A 20,361-nucleotide genomic window follows, 5' to 3' on the forward strand; every position below is an offset into this window, starting at 1 on the left:
CGCACTTATGGGTACGCGCAGGTGCTATTCGTTTTCAGCCAGAAACCGTTCCGCCTCTAGCGCTGCCATACAGCCCATTCCCGCAGAGGTGACCGCTTGGCGGTATTGGTGATCCGTCAGATCGCCTGCAGCAAATACGCCCGGGATGGATGTGGCTGTGCTGTCGGGTTTGGTTTTCACATAGCCGCCCATATGGGTTTCCAGCTGGTCTTTGACCAATTCGCTGGCAGGGGCGTGGCCAATGGCGACAAACACACCTTTGCACGGGATTTCTGTAATTTCGCCAGTTTTGGTGTGCTTCACCTTTACACCTTCTACGCCCAGCGGGGTATCGGTGCCGATGACTTCGTCCAGTTCATGGAACCACAAAGGCTCGATCTTGGGGTTCTTTTCCAGACGGTCGATCAGGATTTTTTCCGCCCGCAATGTATCGCGGCGGTGGATCAGCGTCACTTTAGAGGCAAAGTTGGTCAGGAACAGCGCTTCTTCGACCGCAGTATTGCCGCCGCCGATCACAACGATTTCCTGTCCGCGGTAAAAAAAACCGTCACAGGTAGCGCAGGCGGAAACGCCAAAGCCTTTGAATTTATCTTCGGTTTCCAGACCCAGCCATTTGGCCCGTGCGCCTGTTGCCAGAATAACCGCATCCGCCGTGTAGGTGGTGCCGCTGTCACCGTTCGCGGTGAAGGGGCGTTTGGACAGATCCAGATCGGTAATAATGTCGCCGACGATTTCACAGCCCATCGCTTTGGCGTGGGCTTCCATGCGGATCATCAGATCCGGGCCTTGAACTTCGGTGTCACCGGGCCAGTTTTCCACCTCGGTTGTGGTGGTCAGCTGGCCACCCGGTTCAATGCCCTGCACCAAAAGGGGTTCAACCATGGCACGTGCGCCATAAACGCCAGCGGTATATCCCGCTGGGCCAGAGCCGATGATCAACAGGCGGGTGTGGCGGGTATCAGACATGAGGATTCTCCGGTCGGTATAATTGGTTTCGCCTTATATACGGTCGCGCGGGGCGAAGGGAAAGGCAGGGATTTTCACGCTGTTGCGACTGGGTCAAGACTGGTCTATGGCCGTGCTTAGGAAATAATATTGCGCTGTTGCGAAATATTATTGCGCAGCTGGGCCGTTCTGCGTAATTTGCCGCGACGGCTGTGGAGATATTATGCCAACAATCAAACTGGACCCCATTGATCGAAAGATTCTGGCCGAGCTGCAAGGCGACGGTCGGATGACCAATGTGGAACTGGCCAAACGTGTCGGGATTTCCGCGCCCCCTTGTTTGCGCCGGGTGCGTACCTTGGAAGAAAGCGGGCTTATTCGCGGCTATCACGCCGATGTGGATGCGCGCGAATTGGGATTCGAGGTGAAGGTTTTCGCCATGGTCGGCCTACATTCCCAAGCCGAGGTAGACCTGAGCGCTTTTGAAACCCAATGCCGCGATTGGCCTTTGGTGCGCGAATGTCATATGTTGAATGGCGAAATTGATTTCATTTTGAAATGTGTCGCGCCTGATCTGACCACATTCCAGACCTTTTTGACCAATCACCTGACCGCCGCTGAAAATGTGGCAAGTGTGAAGACCTCTTTGGTGATCCGCGGCGCCAAAGACATGCCAGGCGTGCCGTTCAGCGTTTTGGAAGCCCGCGCCATCGACGATTAAGGCCACCTGCCATAGCTGCGACGCAAAAACTGTCTGTCGAGCCAGCCAAAAGAAAACCCCCGCCATGAATGGCAGGGGTTTGTTTCAGGGGGAACGTGCACCGTATTCCTGAGGAATTCTATAAAACGGTGTGACCACCGACGCGCGCAGCGCGATTTTGACGCGAAAGCATGGGGCGCGATTTAGCTGGCTGCTTTCAACTGTTCTTTTTGGGACATTGCAGCGGATTCTTTAAGAACCCATTTCATCCAGCGATTGTTCTTTTTCATGTGCTCAACTCCGGTAGGTGTTTGCGTTTCGTTAAGTCTGTTCTACCGAGGGATTGCGCCGCAAAATGCGCAGGAAAAAGGTGGTTTTGTGAAATCTTCGAAAATCTTTAATAGAAATGTGGCATTGGTAGGATTGTGCTGTAGTGCGTTGAATTATAACAACTAATTGACTTATTGGTCTGCCATTGCGGCCGCTAAATATGTCAAAAGGCGGCACGTCTCAGCCACATTGTTTCCAATTTGGCTACAATATGATGGCTGAAATCAACCGACCGTAATCCGCTTCTTTGCGATGGGTGGCGCGACGATAGGAATAAAACCGGCTTTCATCCAAATAGGTGCAATGACCGATCCAATGGGCATCCGCCAGACCTGTTTCACGCAGCTGGTGCAGGCAGAAACCGGGCAGGTCGAATAAAAAGTGGTGATCTGTGCCTTGGGCAAAGAATCGGGTGAATTCTGGGTCTTCATCGCGGAACTGTTCAAAAAACTCGGGCCCGACCTCATAGCTGCGCTGGCTGATGCAGGGGCCGATGCAGGCTTTGATATGGCTGCGGGTTGCACCAAGGGTAACCATGGCGTCGACAGTTTGGGAAATCACCCCGCCAACCGCGCCTTTCCAGCCGGAATGGGCCGCGCCAATAACACCAGCTTGTGCATCTGCAAACAGAATCGGGGCGCAATCGGCAGCCAGCACAGAAAGTGCCACGCCTTTGGTACGGGTCACCAGGGCATCCGCCTCGGGTCGCTCGGCGGCATTTTCTGCTGTGGCGATCTGTACTTTGGCGGAATGGATCTGGTGAACCCCAGCCATCAGCTCTGCCGTGGTGCCCATAGATTTCGCCACCATTTTTCGGTTCATCGTCACCACTTCGCGCTGGTCGCTGGACCCAAGTCCACAGTTCAACCCGCTGAAAATCCCCGAGGATGCCCCACCGCTGCGGGTGAAAAAACCATGCCGTACAGGGGCCAAAGTGTCAGATGTCAGAATTTCCAGTGTCATTAGATAAATCCAGCAGGGGCCACCCCGTCGCGGGGCAGGATTGCCATTACTTTAAACAACTCACCCATTTCATCGGGGTGCGTCAAGCGATGATGGGCCGTGATGTGATTTTCCAAAGCCGCGCCTGACAGGTTTTGCGCCAGCGTTTGGGCACGGGTGGTAATCCCGAGCCGTTCCAGAAACGCGCCTTGGGGGGTTGGTCCTGCTGTTTGCACATTAACCAGCGCGTCTTTTAAGGCTGCGAAATTCACATGGGCGGTCAGGTCTGCCTGCCCCACATGATCTAGCGGGTCCATCTTTTCATGGGCGCGGATCGCTTGCAATGTGTCGCCGCCCCCTGTGTCCCCGTAATCACAGATCAGGGCCAGCCCGCCGTGGCGGGTGATACTGGTCGCAATGTCTTGGACAATGGCGTTGGCCGCAGGACACAGCTCGATCACTGTGCCGGTTGTGGCGTCTTTGGGCAGTTCGCTTTCCACGGCCCCCGCTGCGCGACGGGCAAAACAAAGCTGGCCTTCATGACTGGCGACGATCTGTTCGTCCCAACCACTGTCAGTTGCGATGAACTGGTTGATGGGTAGGCAGTCCAAAAATTCATTTGCCACCAGAAACAGGGGCAGGGCAGGCAGGTCGGTCGTGCTGGCGATCCAGTGGGGGGCAAAGCTGGCAAGTCGTTCGGCTTGCTGCGCCTTAAGATGGGGGTTCACCTCGCACAGGTAAAGCTGTGCAGCTGCGTGAAAACCGGGAACTGATTTTGTGGCGCGCAGGATGTCGGCCATCAATTGGCCTGATCCCGGACCAAGTTCTGCCAGACAAAACCGCTCCGGTGCGCCCTGATCCAGCCAGTTCTGTGCCAGACACAGGCCGATCATTTCACCAAACATCTGGCTGATTTCAGGCGCGGTGATGAAATCCCCCGCGCGGCCCAGCGGTTTGGCTTGCGTGTAATAGCCGTGTTCGGGGTGATACAGGCATTGGGTCATGAACTCTGAAATGCTCATCGGACCCAGCCGCCCGATCTGGCGTAGTAATATATCGTGCAGTGGGGTCATTTGCGGCGCACATAAAACAGCAAGGCCAGACCGATCGCGATCATTGGCAGGGATAACACTTGCCCCATGGTCAGGCCCAGACTGTCAGGGTTTTGGCCAAAGCGCAGGATATGGCCCCAAGGGTTAGAGAAATCGGTGAATTGGGAATCCCCTTGGCGAAAGAATTCCACCACAAAGCGGGACAGGCCATAGCCCGCAAAAAACAGCGCGGTGATGGCGCCCGGTGTTTTTAACCAGCCCCGACGATAGGCCAGATTCCCCAGCAGAATGAACAGGACCACACCCTCTAGGAATGCCTCATAGAGCTGTGAGGGATGGCGGGCGCAAACCGGCTCGATCCATGTCAGCGGGCAGTCGGGCGCATCGGGAAAGACCACGCCCCAAGGCACATCGGTGGGGCGGCCCCAAAGTTCAGCGTTTATAAAATTGGCGACGCGGCCAAGGCCAAGCCCGATGGGCACGCCCAAGGCCAGAATATCCCCAAGGGACATCATGGGGATTTTGTATTTCCGCGCGAATAAAATGGTGGCGACAATCACGCCCGCAAAACCGCCGTGAAAGGACATGCCGCCCTCCCAGACGCGGTAGATCATGGCTGGATCATCCAGATAGGCGCCATTGGAATAGAACAGCACATAGCCCAACCGCCCGCCGATGATCACGCCCAAGATCGCCCAGGTCAGGAAATCCTCTGTGTGTTTGGTGGTCATCGGGGCTTGATCGTTGGGCCACAAGGACGTGCGCCGGATTGCGCGGTTGGCCCAGCCCCAAGCCAGCAGGAACCCCGCGATATAGGCCAGCGCATACCAGCGGATCGCTAAGGTAAAGCCCAGAATATCAAAGGAAAACAACACCGGATCAATGTCGGGAAATGGGATTGCTGCTATCATGGAATTGCCTTTATGCCAGCCCGATCGGGGCGAAGGGTCGCGTTATGCACTTGGGGCTTTGCATTTGCCCGTTTGAACCCCATATAACGGGGAACTACAGCAATGATAAGGGGGCCGCCATGCAGACCCGTAACAAACTGTTCGAAGACCTAAGCCAAGTGATGACCAACGCTATGGGCGTGGCCCAAGGCGCCAAGACCGAGGCCGAAACAGCCATGAAAAGCTGGATGGACCGCTGGCTTGCGGATCGTGATTTTGTCAGCCGTGAAGAATTCGACGCGGTGCGTCTGATGGCGCAAAAAGCCCGTGAAGAAAACGCAGCCCTATCCGCCCGTCTGGACGCGCTGGAAGGCAAAACCGCCAAGAAATAGGGGGCTTAGGCTCCCAAGCGATCTGGCGCGGCCTGTTTTTTCGGGCTTGCGCCAGATCGCCGACAGGATTTGATAAAACCCGCTCGACCTTGGGGATGTGCCGTGCTTTTAAAGGCCAAAGCGAAAGGCATGTCTTATGGAGCTTTGGATTCCCATCTCAATCGGCGCGGCGTTCAGTCAAAACCTGCGCTTTATGCTGCAAAAACATCTAAAGGCCACGGGGCTTAGCACAGCGGGCGCAACTTTCGCGCGGTTCCTGTTTGCAGCCCCTTTGGCGGCGCTTCTGTTGGTTGTCTTGACGCGGGTCAACGGCTGGGACATGCCGCAAGTGTCGCCTCGGTTCTTCCTGTTCGCAGGCTTTGGCGGCATCGCGCAAATTCTGGCAACCATGCTGGTCGTCGCGCTGTTTTCCCAACGCAACTTTGCCGTGGGCATCACATTCAAAAAGACCGAGACCATCCAGACCGCCCTGATCGGCGCCATCGTGCTGGGCGAGGGGATTTCGGGCTATGGTTTGCTGGCCATAGTCATCGGCTTGGTGGGGGTGATCCTGTTGTCCGACCCGCCTGACAGCAAGGGTTTGGGGGGCTGGCGGCGCTATTTCAATCGGGCGGCGGGTATCGGTCTGGCTTCGGGGGCGTTGTTCGGGGTGTCCGCCATCGGCTATCGCGGCGCATCTTTGTCGCTGGGGGATGGGTATTTTTTGCTGCGCTCGGTTTTTACCTTAATGTGTGTTACCACATTTCAGACCGTAATTATGGCTGTGTGGCTGTCCCTGCGCGAAGCTGGCGAGATCACCAAAGTTTTGCACCATTGGCGGATTACTGCACTTGTAGGTCTGTCAGGGATGATCGGATCACTCGGGTGGTTTACCGCCTTCACCTTGCAAAATGCCGCCTATGTAAAGGCGCTGGGGCAGGTGGAACTGATCTTTTCGTTTCTGGCGTCTTATTTGTTTTTCAAAGAAACCAGCACCCCGCGTGAATTGACGGGAATCGGGTTTGTGGTGCTTAGCATCATCGTGCTGGTGATGTTCCTTTAGTCGCAGGGGGGCTGCGTTAAATCATGCCCGCTGCGCGTAATTCAGGGCGAAAACTGCGGGATACTGGGACTTCGGCGCCGTCTGACATACGCAACCAGACTTTGCGGTCCCGTTTGATCACGCCTGCAACTTCACTGTAATTCACCCAATGGGACCGATGCACTTGTGATCCGTCAAAACTTTCAAGCATCTGGGTGGCGTCGGATAGCCGCATCAACAGCAATTTGGGGCCTTTTTCGGTGTGAACCTCAACATAGTGGTCAGCACTTTGCATGCGCACCAGTTTATGACCCGCATCCGGTCCCAACTTGCGCAGGATCATGCGGGCGGCTTGGGATCCCCCCCCATGGGTCAACTGATCACGCACAATGTTACTGCCCCTGATAATAAAGAAAAACACTGGCATCAGGAAAATGCCCACCAAAAGGTTTAAAAGATACCAGCGCAGATCGGCACGGCTTAGGGCGCTGCCGGATACATCCGCCGCAACCATTGCCCCACCAAGGGCCAAAGCCCCGATCCCCACACAAATCAGCGATAAAACAGCGATTCTTTTGACGACAGGACTGTCGGGGTAAAGCCGCGTGATCGCCATGAACCCCAAACGATACACAGGGTACATAATCAGAATGCACATCAGGATAACGGCTATATTTTTAAGGGAAACAGGTGATTGGGACGATAACATCGGGGGCAGGGCGTTCAAAACGATCAACACCGTATACAAACAGCTTGCCAGCCACATCACAGCGGGCAGGGCGTGCAGCACGTTTCTGTCCCGACCGGAGAAGATGATGTTGATGTTCATTGCACAGCCTTATTTTTAACGGGTTTTCGTGAATTGCACCCTGATACGGCTGGAATCAGGCAGAAATGTGTCAGACCCGTGTCGGGGGTGTGGTGACTCCAAGGTGGTCATATGACGCTTCGTGAAAGGGGCTGCCTGAAAGGGGGATGTGCATTTCGCGAAGCGCCAAATTGAATTTCAAAAGGCATGGGTCATTTCACGAAGAATATGTGTCGTTTCACGCAAAGCGGCTAGAAAACAAAGGATTTATCCGCGATAACAATTCTCGACTTCAGGGCGCAAGCCGCCCACCTCCAGGTCAGTCAGGTGCACAGCACCAGTTGTGTTAAGAGCAGCTTGTTTCATCAGAAACGCACTGCAGCACATGACTAGCTTCGCTAAGGTAACACGCTCGTCCCGTGGCTCTGGTGCGATACTGACGAAAAAAGGCGCTCTCGGATCTGCCCCCGAGAGCGTTTTTTTGTGGGTAAATCAAATCTTCACATTTGGCCTTTAGGTAAAGAAAAAGCCCGAAGGCGGGGAACCTTCGGGCTGTGATTGTTTCGGAATTTATAGGGGATGTTAGGCTGCTTTGTGACGGTCGTAATACAATGCTACCACGTGCTCTGCCTCGGCAAAGAACAGCCAGCGGGCGGCGAACAGGCCGACCAGATGCAACAGGATCGCCACAAGGGCGCTCAGGTGGCCAGGGGCTGTCAAAACCAGCAGCGCGAAGGGGAGTGCGCCCAAGCACAACAGCGCGATTGTGCGCAGCTTTACGGCGTGTTTGCGGCCAACTTGATGGGCCATTTCTTTGAGCAGGTAATTCGTTCCGCTGTGGGGGCTTTCCAGCAAGCGCACTTTCCCCAGATGCCCCAGTCCGGTGGCCGTTTCAATCGTGGCACCCGACTGGGCCAGCCGTTTGTCACCGATCAGCCAATGGGCGTATTGTACGGCGCATAGCAGGATCATCAAACCGGCGGCGAGTTTGACTTGCCCCGCCAGCAAGGCCCCGCCTGTCAGCGTGAACATCATGAACAAAACAGGGGTTAGCGGTTGGTTCCAACGGGGGACCGTCTTTAACTGTCCGTAAATCATTGATGTGCAATAAACAGAAATCAGACAGAGGATTGATCCGATAATTCCCAGAATCGGCAAACGGAGGTTCAGAAAAATCAGACAGGCCGCGTAAAGCCCCATGACGCATAGGGCCAGAACTGCAAAGACGCCTTCGCGCGATAACCAGCTGCTGCGCCATTGGCTAAAGGCTTTGATGGCCCGTTGCGGATTGCCAAGGTGAAAAGTAGACGCCAGCAAACCGCCGACCGCCAAAGCATAGCCGATAAAGAAAAAGACAAAGGCCGTCAGCCCGGTCACATCTGGAACATTCAGCCCCAGAAAGGCCAGCAGACCAAAGCCAAGGCCGGAAAACGCAGTGAAGACAATAACGGATGGTGCGGGATGCATCAGAGTGACTCCAGTGCTTTGTCGAGCCAGCCAAGAAGGCCTTTGGCGGGTGTCGGTGTTGTGTCCAGAAACGGGGCGAGGATGTTAATATCGCCATCTGTCTGTATATCCGCTTTGGGGCGGGGCGGCAGGTAGCGATTGACCGGTTTGGTTCCCTGTTCGGGGAACAAAGGCACCGCGCCACGGGCCGCTGACATTTTGGAAACATCGCTGTCCGGATCGGCAAAATCCCCGAAATGGCGCGCATTTGCCGGGCAGGTGCGCACGCAGGCGGGCTCGCGGTCGATTTCGGGCAGGTTTTCATTGTAAATGCGATCCACACAAAGGGTGCATTTTTTCATCACACCCTCGGCGGCATCCAGTTCGCGCGCACCATAAGGACAGGCCCAAGCGCATAACCCACAGCCGATGCAGTCACTTTCATTGACCAGAACGATACCATCCTCAACCCGTTTGTAACTGGCCCCTGTTGGGCAAACCGTCACACAAGGCGCGTCTTCGCAGTGCAGGCAGGATTTGGGAAAATGCACAGTTTGGGCCGGTTTTTCAGGGGCTTTCACCTCATAGGTGTGAATGCGGTTCAGGAAAGTGCCCACTGGGTTCGCACCGTAAGCATCCTGATCCGATAAAGGCGCGCCATAGTTTGAGCTGTTCCATTCCTTGCAGTTGATCACACAGGCATGGCAGCCGACACAAATATCCAGATCAATGGCAAGCCCAAGCTTTTTGTGGGTGGATTGTGGAAGGGTCGTCATAGGGAAACTCCAAGCGTTTTGGTCGCAAAGTCTGCAAGCTCTGCGTTGAAACGGGCGGGATGTTCGGCAAACGGAGCATGTCCGGTTTCGTCGTAAAGCGACAAACTGGCATTTGGCAGCGCTTCTGCGGCGGCTTTGCCGACTGCGGGCAGAACAATTTCATCGGATGTGCCGTGGATCACCAGCGCCGGTTTGGCGAACCCTTGCCAAACAGGGCGGCAATCCCAATCGCCAGCAAACAGCGCGCGCCGCACAAAAGCCGACACCAGCATATTTGCCGCGACCAATGTAGCAAACACCGCGCGGTCGAGCGGTTTAAAAGTGCATTGATCGACAAATTTAACGGTGGCGGGAATCAGGCGGCTTTGTTCCGAAGTATAGAGGTCTTTGTTCAAAGCGGGACTGCCTTCGCCCATCATCCACGGTTCGCGGTGCGCGCCGATGGCGATGACCCCGCCAATCAAAACGATCCCCGCGATGGCATCCTGCCCGTGGGTGGCCACATAAGACGAAATCACCCGCGCCCCATAAGACCAGCCCACAAGGATCGGGTTTTTCAGGTCCAGCTCTTTGATAACTGCGTAGATATCGTTCCCCCAGAGGGTTGCATCAGTGTAATCCGCAACCTCGGGCGGGGTTTCGGATGCGCCGTGTCCGCGCAGATCAAGGGCAACCAGCCGAAAGTTTTCCGCAAGCGGCGATTGTGCCTGCCAGCAGATGTTATGTTGCGCCCATCCGTGTACAAACAGCAGGGTCGGGGCGTCTTTGGAGCCTTGCTCGGTCACGTGGATTTTGCATCCGCCGCCGCCGGAAACTGTATGGCTCTGCATTAGAAATCTTCCCCGTAGCGGATGTCTTTTGGTCCTGTGCCCACGGGGGACTTCTGCGCAGGCAGTTCCGGCTCGGATTGCAGGTTTTCGGGGATCGGGGCTTTGCGGATGTTCACCCGCAGATCATACCACGCTGCCTGTCCTGTGACCGGATCAGAATTCGACCAGCGCAGTCCGTCGCCTTTGGGTGGTAGAAGTTCGTGGATTAAGTGATTGAGAAGAAAGCCTTTTGTGGTTTCCGGCGCGTCTTCGTTCAAAGCCCAGGCCCCTTTGCGTTTGCCAATGGCATTCCATGTCCAGACGGTTTTGGCGTTCAGCGCATCCATGCGCACCACCGGCACCTGAATTTCGCCATGATGGGATTTGAGGTAAGCCCAATCGCCCTCGGCAAAGCCGTGTTCGGCCCAGACCTCGCCTGACACATACAGCGGATTGTGCCCGTGGATCTGGCGCAGCCAAGCGTTTTGCGACCCCCATGAATGATACATGGCGGCTGGGCGTTGGGTCAGGGCATGCAGCGGATATTCAACGCCGTCCACAAGAGATTCTTCAAAGGGTTGCCACCAAGTGGGCAGCGGGTCCATCGCCATTTTCAACTGGTCGCGCAGGTGATCGGGGGGCTGCAATTCGCCTTTACCCTCGGCCGCCAGCCGGAATTTTTGCATCTGTTCCACATAGATGTTGAACGTATAGGGGGAGGGTTTGTCGAATATGCCCCGTTCCACCGCCCAGTCCTGATAGGCTTTGTTCCACGGTTTATAGAACAAGGCTTCGTCGGGAATGTGATCCATATAAAAGCCGCCATTTTCGATATAGCGGTCGATTTGTTTGGGGTTTGGCGCACCGCGCCCCGATCCTTTTTCGTCCTCGCCCCGCCATCCGGCCAAAGGTCCAACTCCGGGGCGGCGTTCGTGGTTGACGATGTAATCCGCGTAATCCTGGTACTTTGCGCTGCCATCATCGTTTACAAAACCGGGCAGTTTCATCTTGGCGCCCAGCTGGATCAGGGCGGACTGGAACCCGCGCACATCTCGGTCCGGCTCGACCACGGGCCAGCGGATGCTGTCGCACATGGCTTCAGCCTCGGAAATGGGGCGGTCCAGTAGGGAAATACAATCGTGGCGTTCAAGGTAGGTGGTGTCAGGCAGGATCAGGTCGGAAAACGCCACCATTTCAGATGAATAGGCGTCGGAATAGATGATCCGCGGGATGACATATTCTCCGTCTTCGGTCTTATCCGTTAGCATATCCATCACGCCGCGGGTGTTCATCGACGAATTCCACGACATATTCGCCATATACATAAACAGCGTGTCGATTTTATAGGGATCGCCTGCATGGGCGTTGGAAATCACCATATGCATCATGCCGTGGGCCGACATGGGATTTTCCCATGTAAAGGCCTTGTCGATCCGCGCAGGTGTGCCATTCGCCTTGATCGCAAGGTCTTCGGGGCCTTGCGGGAAGCCCAGATGTGGCCCGTTCAGCGGGCTGTTTGCAACGGGTTTGGCGTGAGGGCGCGGGTGGCCTGTTACGGGTTTGGGGTAGGGTGGTTTAAAGCGGAAACCGCCCGGAACCTCGACACTGCCCAGCAGGATTTGTAACAGATGCAGGGCGCGACAGGTCTGGAACCCGTTGGAATGGGCCGAAATCCCGCGCATGGCGTGAAACGCCACGGGGCGGCCGATCATGGTTTCGTGTTTTTCACCGCGAAAATCTGTCCACGGTTGGTTGATCACGATCTCTTCTTCAAAGGCGGTGCGGGCCAGTTCAGCGGCGAGGCGGCGGATGGTTTCGGCTTTCACACCCGTGCGTTCCGCCACGTTTTCGGGCGCGTAATCATCCACCAGATATTTTTCGGCCATCAGTTGGAAAGCGGGGCGGTAGAGCGTGCCTTTGTGGGTATAATCTGTGGCCAATTCGGGTTTCACACCCTGCTGGTCAAACGGTAGGGGTTCTCCCGTGGTGCGGTCCAGAACCTGTGGCTTGCCGTCATTATCGTATAAAAACAGGCCATGATCGTCGGAATTCGGATCGCAATTCACCAGATATGGCGCGTTGGTGTAGCGGATCAGATAGTTCAAATCCACTTTGCCCGCCGCCAGCAATTCGCGGATCAATGACAGGATGAACAACCCGTCCGTGCCGGGCGTGATCCCGACCCATTCATCGGCGATGGCGTTATATCCTGATCGCACGGGGTTCACCCCGACGATCTTTGCGCCCCGTTCTTTCAAACGGGACAGGCCTATTTTGATCGGGTTGGAATCGTGATCCTCGGCCACGCCAAAGATCATGAACATTTTGGCCCGTTCCCAATCAGGCTGGCCGAATTCCCAGAATGCGCCGCCCATGGTGTAGATGCCAGCAGCCGCCATGTTTACCGAACAAAATCCGCCGTGGGCCGCATAATTTGGCGTGCCGAATTGTTGTGCCCAGAACGATGTCAGGGATTGGGATTGGTCGCGCCCAGTAAAAAACGCCAGTTTTTCGGGGTGGTTTTCGCGCAGGGGCAGCATCCAGTCTGATGCGATCTGAAAGGCCTCGTCCCAGCTGATTTCTTCAAATTCACCCGATCCGCGCGGGCCGACCCGCTTCATCGGTGCATTCAGGCGGGCGGGGGAATAATGCTGCATAATCCCAGCCGAGCCCTTGGCACAGAGCACGCCGCGATTGATCGGGTGGTCGCGGTTGCCCTCGATGTATTTCACTTTACCGTCTTGCATATGCACATTGATGCCGCAGCGGCAGGCGCACATATAGCAGGTGGTCTTGCGGATTTCGTCAGAAACCTTGGGGGACGTATCTAGCGGTGGCTGGATGTGTTTGTTCATTTTGTTCTCCGTTCCCAGTGTTATCCGGATTATTGTCCCAAAGTACCACCGTATTTTTAGAATATTTGCCTTACGTGCGGGTCAGAATTGCTGCCAATGCTGCCGAGGCCAGCCGCGCGGCTGGGGGATCGGCGCGTGAGGTCAACAACACGGGTACTTTGGCGCCCATCACCACGCCTGCAGCGCAACCGCCTGCCAGATAAACCAGTGCTTTAAAGATGGCGTTGCCTGACACGATATCGGGCACAACGATGCAATCCGCTTGGCCTGCGACAGGGTCGTCTTGCAGACCTTTGATGGCTACAGCCTCGGGCGACAGGATCAGATCAAGCGCCAGCGGGCCGGAAAAATCTGCTCCGGCAATTTCGGCTTTGGCCCATGCGCATAGTTCAGCCGCTTCCACTGACGAAGGCACAGAGGGGATCGCGCTTTCGGTGGCGGAAAGGAAGGCGACTTTGGGGTGGGCGATACCTCGGGCGCGGGCCAGTTGGACCACGGCTTGGGTCGCGGACTGGCGGGTTTTTACATCGGGTGTCACGTTTACCGCCGCATCGGAAATCAACAGCGGCGTGTCCTGACCCGGCGGCGTAATATGGAACACATGCACCAGACGCGCACTGGTGCGCAGGCCGTTTTCACGGGACAGCACGCCCTTCATAAACTGATCGGTGTGCAAATGGCCTTTCATCAAAACATCGGCCTGACCCGCGCCGCAGAGTGCGGCTGCGGTATCGGCGGCCTCGGCCTCGCCTGTGGTGGCGTGCAGGGCAAAAGCGGTAATATCCCAGTTCAGGGCCTTGGCTTCGGCTTTTATGGCATCGGGTTCACCGACAAAAATCGGGGTCATGATGCCCGCCTCAGTAGCTTCTTGCGCGGCTTGCATGGGCAGGGCGGCCCCTGCGCGGGCGATGGCAACGCGGGGCGGGGGGCCTTTGGCGGCCTGTGCGATCAGGGTCGGTGGGCAATCAGCCGTGATGTGCGACAGAAATGCAGAGGGTTTGCGTATCATCGGATTCCTCGGGGTGTTGGTGTAACTGTATCAGTTATAACGTGAAACTTGCTTAGGGCCAGTTGACCGCACGGATATAGCCAAAATGACAAAGGCCCCATGGAATGGAGCCTTTGCACAAGTTTTTATAAGGATTTTTAGCTGGACCAGCGGGCCGGATCAGCCGCGCCCCTTCCATGGGACCAGCTTGTTTTCAGCCATGCGCATCAGCACGTCGATGCCATATCCGATCACACCGATGATAATGATCCCGATGATCACAATATCCGTCAGCGAGAATTTGGAGGCGGCGATGATCATTTTACCAGCGCCCTTTTCAGCGGCCACCAGCTCGGCTGCCACAACTGTGCCCCAACAGACCCCCATCGCCACCCGCGCACCAGTGAATATTTCTGGCAATGAGTTGGGTAGAATGACCTTTGTCAGCAATTGCCGTTTGGTCGCCCCCAGCGAATAGGCGGCGTGGACTTTGGATATGCTAACGCCCGAAACCCCAGCCCGTGCAGCGATGGTCATGATCCACAAGGCCGCAAGGAACAACAGCGAGATTTTGCCCTGTTCACCGATCCCGAACCAGATGATTACCAGCGGAATTAAGGCCAGCGGCGGTACGGGCCGCATGAATTCCACGATCGGATCAAACCAGCCGCGCAGCCATGAATTTAACCCCATAGCAAAACCAAGCGGGATGCCGAACAAACAACCGAGCGAAAAGCCGATGACAACACGGATCAGCGACCAGAACACGTTTTCCCACAGGCCGACACCCTGATAGCCCTCTTTGTTGAGGGTTACGAAGGACGACCAGACTTTTTCAGGGGGCGGCAAATAAAGCGCCTCCATGGTCATGCCAGTTGCGGGGCGAACGGACAGAGATCCCTGTTTTGTGACGTAGATTTCTCCATCCGCAAACGGCACTACGGATTCCCGTGTGACGGGGGTGCCGTTGATTTCAATCACTTCATAGCCGTCTTCTTTACCGCCGATGTCGTTGTTCTGCGCCTTTAGAACTTTGGTGCGGCGTTCAACGATCAGAACCGAGTCGTCTTTGGCAAAGCTGGTGCCTTGGTCGGTTACGTCCTGTTTGTCGGGGCGCTCTTCGCCTGTTGCGTAGACCTCAACGTGGACAGTGGCTTTGGCGGTTTCCCCTGCGGCGTTGCGGGCAGTATATTCAAAGGATGAATTGCCCACAAACGGCGGTGGCAGCACGGTCGGGATCAGCGAAGATCCGGTTGCGATACACCACAGCAGAAAAATCGTGACAATCGCTGCAATGGACGCAAAGCGGTTGGCGGTTACGGCACTTTCATCGCCGAAGGTCACGGTTTTCAGCGCGGTATAGCCTTTGGCCTTACTGCGGCTGTTGGTAAGTGCCTTGTAGGCATAAGAAATTGCCATGCTGACCAAAAGAAACACGGCCATGATCACGGTGATCCCCACCACCATACGCAGGGTCGTTACGATAACTTCAAGAACTTCCTGTATCATTATGCGCTCTCCGTCCGGCCCATGATTTCTTCTTCCATGTCCCAGATCATCGACAGGATTTCATCCCGTTTCGGGCCAAAGTCGGGGTGGCGTTTGACCTCACGCAGATCGGCCCCCACGCCCAGTTCAGCAAATGGCAGGCGGTATTCTTTGTGGACCCGACCAGGGCGCGGGGCCATAACCAACAGGCGCTCGCCCAATAGCAGGGCTTCTTCGACCGAGTGGGTGATCAGGATGATGGTCTTGCCGGTCTTTTTCCAGATATCCAGCACAAGGCTTTGCATCTTTTCACGGGTCAGCGCATCCAGCGCGCCAAGGGGTTCATCCATGAGGATAATATCGGGATCATTGGCCAGACAGCGGGCCAGCGCCACGCGTTGCTGCATCCCCCCTGACATTTCATAGATCATTTTTTCGGCAAAATCCTGCAAGCCGACGATGCCCAGCAATTCAGTCACTTTGGCGTCGATTTCAGCCTGCGGTGTGCCTTTCATTTTCGGGCCGAACCCGATGTTTTTGGCAACGTTCATCCATTCAAACAACGCCCCTTGTTGAAAGACCATGCCCCTTTCGCTGTGAGGGCCGGTGATCGCATGCCCGTTCAGAGACATTTCACCCGATGTGGGGGCCAGAAACCCCGCGAGAATGTTCAGCAACGTCGTCTTGCCACACCCCGAGGGGCCAAGCACCGACAAAAGTTCGCCTTTGTTAATTTGAAGTTTGATGTTCTTGAGCGCTTCGACATTGCCGCCATTGGGCAATTCAAAGGTCATTGAAACATCGTCGATGACCAGACCTGACATAGCAATTCCGTATGTTATGAGAATTGGGATAGAAATGGAAGGAACCGCGGCGCGAAGGCCGTGCCACGGTTCACTGTACCAGTTTTCAGACGAAGTGGATTACTTCATCATTTTGCTGGCAGCTTCCAGATAGCTGGTGTTTACGATGGCTGCATAATCACCCAAGGCTTTGATTTTGCCGCCAGCTTCTAAGGTCGCGGCTGAATCTGTCAGGTATTGGGCTACGAAACCACCCATCCACTCGTCAGACAGTTGCTCTTGGATTGTCGGGAATGCAAACACGTCGATCACGGCGGTTGTGCCTTCCATGTCCATGCCGGCCTCTTGCTGGATCGATTCCATCATCGGAGCGCGGTCTTTGGCGTACATGGCGTTCATCTCAGCGGTGATCGCCAGAAACTGGGCCAGAACCTCTGGGTTTTCTTCGCCAAATGCAGTTGGAATAGTGGTCAGATCGAACACTTTGCCGACGACTTTTTCTTTTTCAGCACCTGACAGGATTGTGTTGCCGTGTTGTTTCATGGTGCGCAATGCGCCACCCCAACCACAGACCATCGCCAGATCAGAATTCGGCTGGCTAAAGGCGGCAGCGGAATCTGAAGGGGCCATATCAACAATAGTCAGATCGGATTCAGGGATACCCAGATATTTCATCTGTGCCAGAAAACCGGAATGGGCGGCTGTGCCCAATGGAACGGCAACTTTCTTGCCCTTTAGTTCTTCGGCAGCGTTGTCTTTGGTGATTTCCAGCTCAGAGCGGACAACACAGTTATCGTTGTCTGAATAAGATACAGCGATATCAACGGCTTGCAAATCCTGACCTGCGGCGGTTGCCACCAAAAACGGTGTCACGCCTTGGGAATAGGAAATATGCACGTCACCAGAGGCCATGGCGGCAGACATTGCAGTCCCCGCATCAAAGGCAACCCATTTTACAGGCATGCCCATTTTTTCAGAATAAATCTTGTTGTGCTGGGCATATTGGTTTGGCGTTGGCCATTCCAGAAAATAGCCCACAACCAGTTCGTCCAGCGCATAAGCGGCGGACCCTGTGGTCGCAGCCAGTGCAACTGCGATGGCGGTCAGCGTTTTTGTCAGTTTCATGGTAGTCTCCCTGTGTCACGAGGTCTTCTTTGGGCCTCGCAGCGTTTCTTTTGGTTAAATCCTGCGGTGACGCGGATTTAACTGGTGATTAGTGGGCCTGTTTGGCGGCTGTATGATAGCGCCAGTTGGCCTATTGGATGATTCCAATAAATCAAGTGTCTCAAAACCGCAAAGCGCTGACTAGCGATTTCTTATGGTTTCCGAAATGATGGAAACCCCTTTTGGAATCATGCGACTGTCGATGGAAGAATAGGCCAGCCGATAATGGTTTTTCGGGGCGTTTTCGCCCTCAAAAAATGGCGCACCCGGTTCAATCAACACGCCTTTGGGCTTTAAAACTTGGGCCAGTTGCTCTGTGTCAACATCCTCGGGGGCGCGCATCCAGAAGGACGAGCCGCCGAAAGACGCGCTGCCTGCGATGGTCAAGCCATGTTCTGTCAGGGCTTTCGCCATCACCTGACGGCGTTCAAAATAGGCGTCTTTCATGCGGCGGATCAGGGCATCATAATGGCCAAGAGCCAGAAAATTCGCCGTGGTGCGCTGCATATGGCCGGGCGGGTGGCGCAATACCATGGATCGCAGGGCGCGGGCCTGACGGATCAGCGGTTCGGACCCCACCAGATAGCCCAGCCGCAGTCCCGGAAACAGCGATTTGGAAAAGCTGCCCACATAGATCACACGGCCCTCGGTATCCAAAGATTTCAGCGCAGGCGAGGGGGCATTCAGAAAGGACATTTCAAATTCATAGTCGTCTTCGACGATGATCATATCCTGTTCGCGGGCCATCTTTAGCAGCGCATGGCGACGGGTCATTGGCATAGTGGCTGCGGTCGGTGCGTGATGGCTGGGGGTGGTGAACACCACATCGGTATCAGGCGGGATCAGCGCGGGGATCATGCCGTTTTCGTCAACGTTTACAGGGGATAGGCTGCAATCCCGGTGGCGCAGAATATCGCGCAATCCAGGGTAGCCCGGATTTTCATAGGCTGCTTTGCGCCCGTGCCCCAACAACAATTGTGCCACCATCCAAAGCGCGTTTTGCGCGCCTACGGTCAGCAAAACCTGGTTGCGATTGGCCTGAATGCCGCGCCGCGTCAGCGTGTGACGGGCGATAAAGTCGATCAGTTGGGGATCGTCCTCCTCTGCGTAATCCGAAGTCAGACTGTCAAATTCTTTTTTCCCTAACGCCTGATGGGCGCAGAGCCGCCAGTTGGAGTGGCTGAAGAGTTGCGGGTCGGCCTGACCATAGGTGAACGGATAGGGGTAGGATTGCCAGTTGAAGGATTTTGCCACCTTGGGCGCGCCTGTATAGGTGCGTTGCAGGGCGGCGGACCAGTCAACTTTATCTGTGGTATTTGCGGTGGTGCCATCAAAGGCAGATGTAGGCGCGTCATCCGCCACGAAATAACCCGAGCGGGAGCGGGTTGCCAGATAGCCGTCTGCCACCAATTCCTGATAAGACAGGGTCACGGTGATGCGCGAAATCCCCAGATGTTTCGCCAGTTTTCGCGATGAAGGCAGCCGCTCTCCGGGTAGAAAACGGCGGGACAGGATCGCAGAGGCCACGATCTGTCTGATCTGGCTTTGCAAGCTGCCTTCAAAGGCAGAATCAAGGAAAAAGAGGTCTTCGGATAGGGCCATAGCCCAGCTTAGCTGGACTTATGGTGCTGGTAAAGTGGACTTATTTTTGAATTCTGCTTGGGCGCAGAGCCACTCAGCCCTACAGTTTCAGGAACTGCGAGTGATCACCGTCATGGCTGAAAAATGGTACAGGATGGTCGGTGTCTGGGGTGTTCAGGCGGTTCTGAACCTCGGCCAAGACCACCTCGGTGATGAAGGGCAGGTCAAAATCGCGGGATTTGGCCAGCGGAATCCATTGCAGGTGGGACAGTTCATCTTGGGCGCGAGCAAAATCATCCGGATCGCCCTGGATCAAATCGGCGCGGCCCAGAAAGAAACGTGCATCAAAGCGGCGGGGGCGACCGGGCGGGGTAATGGCGCGAAAAATGAATTCCAATCCACTTGGGTCCGGCAGGCAGCCCGATTGAAAAAAGCTTTGCCAGTTGTCAGGCTGGGTATGGGCCATTTCAGGGGCGCGTTCGGATCGTTGGCCGATCCGGTGGCCGGTTTCTTCCCACATTTCACGAATAGCTGCGGCCAGCAGGGACGGGGCCAGATCGGGATCGGCGTCTTCTTGCAGGCGGGCCATGCAGCGTTCTGATGCAGAATTTGTCAGGGTCACTTCGGCGTCCGTTAAATCAACAGCACCGCCGGGGAAGACGAATTTATTCGGCATAAAGACCGCAGATTTACCCCGTTGCCCCATCAGAACCTGTGGGCCATCGTCTGCATCACGCACCAGAATTACGGTTGCTGCATCTTTAATGGGAATATCGTTCATAGCGGCGCCTGACATTAACTGTTTGCGCACATATAAATCCCCCGGCTTGGGGATTGTCCAGCTATTCTGCGGCCACTGGCGCTACGTCGCGACCAAAACCATGCATTCTTTTGGCCCATTGCAACCCGACAAACACCCCTTTGATCCGCGGCAGCATATAGAGCGCCAACGCCACAAAAGCGATCATAAAGCCGACAGTCAAAACCAGCGCATTGGGGCGAAAGGTTTCAAATATAATCAGCATAAGCGGGGCCAGAAGGTGACCGCATATCAGAATCGTTACATAGGCAGGACCGTCGTCGGCACGGTGGTGGCACAACTCTTCAGAGCAGACCTCGCAGGTGTCGCGCACGGTAAGATACCCTTTAAGCAAAGGGCCGGTACCACAGTTCGGGCACTTGCGTCGCCACCCGCGTAACATCGCTGGTTTGGTCTCGCGCTCTGCCAGATTTGGGTCGATTATATGATCAGTCGTTTCCATGAGCCCCATTTAAGCCGAATGCGCACAAAAAGAACTAGGACAAGCTGTCTTGCGGCGGGATGTCGCAAATAATTTGAAAAAAGACCGACGGAACCCGTTGGGCCCTTGC

Annotated in this window: 19 protein-coding genes; 3 read left to right on the top strand and 16 right to left on the bottom strand. The window is 55.5% G+C overall.

Annotated elements, in window-relative coordinates; translation table 11 throughout:
- Window positions 1–24: 24 nt before the first annotated feature.
- Window positions 25–966, bottom strand: a complete 942-nt coding sequence (gene trxB, locus GGE09_RS10805) for a thioredoxin-disulfide reductase (protein WP_309746136.1) — start codon at window positions 964–966, stop codon at window positions 25–27.
- Between the two features lie 202 nt (window positions 967–1,168).
- Between trxB and GGE09_RS10810 the strand changes: the two genes are divergently transcribed.
- Entirely contained in the window at window positions 1,169–1,666 is a 498-nt protein-coding gene (locus GGE09_RS10810; protein ID WP_309746137.1) for an Lrp/AsnC family transcriptional regulator, read from the top strand.
- A 513-nt stretch (window positions 1,667–2,179) separates the two neighbouring features.
- Here the strand turns inward: GGE09_RS10810 and pgeF are convergent.
- The 3 genes from pgeF to lgt are packed head-to-tail and all read right to left on the bottom strand — an operon-like array spanning window position 2,180 to window position 4,880.
- Entirely contained in the window at window positions 2,180–2,938 is a 759-nt protein-coding gene (pgeF, locus tag GGE09_RS10815; RefSeq protein ID WP_309746138.1) for a peptidoglycan editing factor PgeF, read from the bottom strand.
- Window positions 2,938–3,990 (bottom strand): SAM-dependent methyltransferase, encoded by a 1,053-nt coding sequence (locus GGE09_RS10820; RefSeq protein WP_309746139.1) that lies wholly within the window; start codon window positions 3,988–3,990, stop codon window positions 2,938–2,940. Before GGE09_RS10820 ends, pgeF begins: the two co-directional genes overlap by 1 nt.
- A complete protein-coding gene (gene lgt / locus GGE09_RS10825; RefSeq protein ID WP_309746140.1) occupies window positions 3,987–4,880 on the bottom strand; it encodes a prolipoprotein diacylglyceryl transferase in 894 nt (297 codons plus the stop codon). Before lgt ends, GGE09_RS10820 begins: the two co-directional genes overlap by 4 nt.
- A 119-nt stretch (window positions 4,881–4,999) precedes the next feature.
- Here lgt and GGE09_RS10830 point away from each other — a divergent pair, with 119 nt between their 5' ends.
- Together GGE09_RS10830 and GGE09_RS10835 are read left to right on the top strand one after the other, a co-directional pair.
- Window positions 5,000–5,251 carry an accessory factor UbiK family protein gene (locus GGE09_RS10830; RefSeq protein ID WP_309746141.1) on the top strand — a complete coding sequence of 84 codons (252 nt, stop codon included), beginning with the start codon at window positions 5,000–5,002 and terminating at the stop codon, window positions 5,249–5,251.
- 136 nt (window positions 5,252–5,387) lie between these two features.
- Window positions 5,388–6,293, top strand: a complete 906-nt coding sequence (locus tag GGE09_RS10835) for a DMT family transporter (RefSeq protein ID WP_309746142.1) — start codon at window positions 5,388–5,390, stop codon at window positions 6,291–6,293.
- 16 nt (window positions 6,294–6,309) lie between these two features.
- Here GGE09_RS10835 and GGE09_RS10840 read toward each other — a convergent pair whose 3' ends face one another.
- The 12 genes from GGE09_RS10840 to GGE09_RS10895 form a co-directional block, all read right to left on the bottom strand.
- On the bottom strand, window positions 6,310–7,101 hold the full coding sequence (locus GGE09_RS10840; RefSeq protein WP_309746143.1) for a LytTR family DNA-binding domain-containing protein: 792 nt from the start codon (window positions 7,099–7,101) through the stop codon (window positions 6,310–6,312).
- A gap of 561 nt (window positions 7,102–7,662) precedes the next feature.
- The gene (locus GGE09_RS10845; RefSeq protein ID WP_309746144.1) at window positions 7,663–8,547 is read right to left on the bottom strand and encodes a DmsC/YnfH family molybdoenzyme membrane anchor subunit; all 885 of its coding nucleotides are present in this window, start codon (window positions 8,545–8,547) and stop codon (window positions 7,663–7,665) included.
- Window positions 8,547–9,302, bottom strand: coding sequence for a 4Fe-4S dicluster domain-containing protein (locus tag GGE09_RS10850; protein WP_309746145.1), 756 nt, complete (start codon window positions 9,300–9,302; stop codon window positions 8,547–8,549). The genes GGE09_RS10845 and GGE09_RS10850 overlap by 1 nt, the downstream gene beginning before the upstream one ends.
- On the bottom strand, window positions 9,299–10,132 hold the full coding sequence (locus GGE09_RS10855) for an alpha/beta hydrolase (protein WP_309746146.1): 834 nt from the start codon (window positions 10,130–10,132) through the stop codon (window positions 9,299–9,301). Before GGE09_RS10855 ends, GGE09_RS10850 begins: the two co-directional genes overlap by 4 nt.
- Window positions 10,132–12,966, bottom strand: a complete 2,835-nt coding sequence (locus GGE09_RS10860; RefSeq protein WP_309746147.1) for a molybdopterin oxidoreductase family protein — start codon at window positions 12,964–12,966, stop codon at window positions 10,132–10,134. Before GGE09_RS10860 ends, GGE09_RS10855 begins: the two co-directional genes overlap by 1 nt.
- A gap of 70 nt (window positions 12,967–13,036) precedes the next feature.
- Window positions 13,037–13,975 (bottom strand): bifunctional enoyl-CoA hydratase/phosphate acetyltransferase, encoded by a 939-nt coding sequence (locus GGE09_RS10865; protein WP_309746148.1) that lies wholly within the window; start codon window positions 13,973–13,975, stop codon window positions 13,037–13,039.
- A gap of 159 nt (window positions 13,976–14,134) precedes the next feature.
- A complete protein-coding gene (locus GGE09_RS10870) occupies window positions 14,135–15,463 on the bottom strand; it encodes an ABC transporter permease (RefSeq protein WP_309746149.1) in 1,329 nt (442 codons plus the stop codon).
- The gene (locus tag GGE09_RS10875; protein ID WP_309746150.1) at window positions 15,463–16,266 is read right to left on the bottom strand and encodes an ABC transporter ATP-binding protein; all 804 of its coding nucleotides are present in this window, start codon (window positions 16,264–16,266) and stop codon (window positions 15,463–15,465) included. Before GGE09_RS10875 ends, GGE09_RS10870 begins: the two co-directional genes overlap by 1 nt.
- A gap of 99 nt (window positions 16,267–16,365) precedes the next feature.
- Entirely contained in the window at window positions 16,366–17,370 is a 1,005-nt protein-coding gene (locus GGE09_RS10880) for an ABC transporter substrate-binding protein (RefSeq protein WP_309746151.1), read from the bottom strand.
- Window positions 17,371–17,550: 180 nt separating this feature from the next.
- The gene (locus GGE09_RS10885; RefSeq protein ID WP_309746152.1) at window positions 17,551–19,011 is read right to left on the bottom strand and encodes a PLP-dependent aminotransferase family protein; all 1,461 of its coding nucleotides are present in this window, start codon (window positions 19,009–19,011) and stop codon (window positions 17,551–17,553) included.
- A gap of 79 nt (window positions 19,012–19,090) precedes the next feature.
- Entirely contained in the window at window positions 19,091–19,771 is a 681-nt protein-coding gene (locus tag GGE09_RS10890) for an NUDIX hydrolase (protein WP_309746153.1), read from the bottom strand.
- 61 nt (window positions 19,772–19,832) lie between these two features.
- The gene (locus tag GGE09_RS10895) at window positions 19,833–20,261 is read right to left on the bottom strand and encodes a DUF983 domain-containing protein (protein ID WP_309746154.1); all 429 of its coding nucleotides are present in this window, start codon (window positions 20,259–20,261) and stop codon (window positions 19,833–19,835) included.
- Window positions 20,262–20,361 lie beyond the last annotated feature (100 nt).

Source organism: Roseobacter sp. N2S, from assembly GCF_031454055.1.
Lineage (GTDB): Bacteria > Pseudomonadota > Alphaproteobacteria > Rhodobacterales > Rhodobacteraceae > Amylibacter.

Bases quoted from the DNA above. Each gene is read 5' to 3' on its own strand.
- pgeF (WP_309746138.1), bottom strand. From the start codon at position 2,938: ATGACACTGGAAATTCTGACATCTGACACTTTGGCCCCTGTACGGCAT.
- trxB (WP_309746136.1), bottom strand. From the start codon at position 966: ATGTCTGATACCCGCCACACCCGCCTGTTGATCATCGGCTCTGGCCCA.
- GGE09_RS10855 (WP_309746146.1), bottom strand. From the start codon at position 10,132: ATGCAGAGCCATACAGTTTCCGGCGGCGGCGGATGCAAAATCCACGTG.
- GGE09_RS10865 (WP_309746148.1), bottom strand. From the start codon at position 13,975: ATGATACGCAAACCCTCTGCATTTCTGTCGCACATCACGGCTGATTGC.
- lgt (WP_309746140.1), bottom strand. From the start codon at position 4,880: ATGATAGCAGCAATCCCATTTCCCGACATTGATCCGGTGTTGTTTTCC.
- GGE09_RS10875 (WP_309746150.1), bottom strand. From the start codon at position 16,266: ATGTCAGGTCTGGTCATCGACGATGTTTCAATGACCTTTGAATTGCCC.
- GGE09_RS10850 (WP_309746145.1), bottom strand. From the start codon at position 9,302: ATGACGACCCTTCCACAATCCACCCACAAAAAGCTTGGGCTTGCCATT.
- GGE09_RS10840 (WP_309746143.1), bottom strand. From the start codon at position 7,101: ATGAACATCAACATCATCTTCTCCGGTCGGGACAGAAACGTGCTGCAC.
- GGE09_RS10810 (WP_309746137.1), top strand. From the start codon at position 1,169: ATGCCAACAATCAAACTGGACCCCATTGATCGAAAGATTCTGGCCGAG.
- GGE09_RS10890 (WP_309746153.1), bottom strand. From the start codon at position 19,771: ATGAACGATATTCCCATTAAAGATGCAGCAACCGTAATTCTGGTGCGT.
- GGE09_RS10820 (WP_309746139.1), bottom strand. From the start codon at position 3,990: ATGACCCCACTGCACGATATATTACTACGCCAGATCGGGCGGCTGGGT.
- GGE09_RS10845 (WP_309746144.1), bottom strand. From the start codon at position 8,547: ATGCATCCCGCACCATCCGTTATTGTCTTCACTGCGTTTTCCGGCCTT.
- GGE09_RS10880 (WP_309746151.1), bottom strand. From the start codon at position 17,370: ATGAAACTGACAAAAACGCTGACCGCCATCGCAGTTGCACTGGCTGCG.
- GGE09_RS10835 (WP_309746142.1), top strand. From the start codon at position 5,388: ATGGAGCTTTGGATTCCCATCTCAATCGGCGCGGCGTTCAGTCAAAAC.
- GGE09_RS10830 (WP_309746141.1), top strand. From the start codon at position 5,000: ATGCAGACCCGTAACAAACTGTTCGAAGACCTAAGCCAAGTGATGACC.
- GGE09_RS10885 (WP_309746152.1), bottom strand. From the start codon at position 19,011: ATGGCCCTATCCGAAGACCTCTTTTTCCTTGATTCTGCCTTTGAAGGC.
- GGE09_RS10860 (WP_309746147.1), bottom strand. From the start codon at position 12,966: ATGAACAAACACATCCAGCCACCGCTAGATACGTCCCCCAAGGTTTCT.
- GGE09_RS10870 (WP_309746149.1), bottom strand. From the start codon at position 15,463: ATGATACAGGAAGTTCTTGAAGTTATCGTAACGACCCTGCGTATGGTG.
- GGE09_RS10895 (WP_309746154.1), bottom strand. From the start codon at position 20,261: ATGGGGCTCATGGAAACGACTGATCATATAATCGACCCAAATCTGGCA.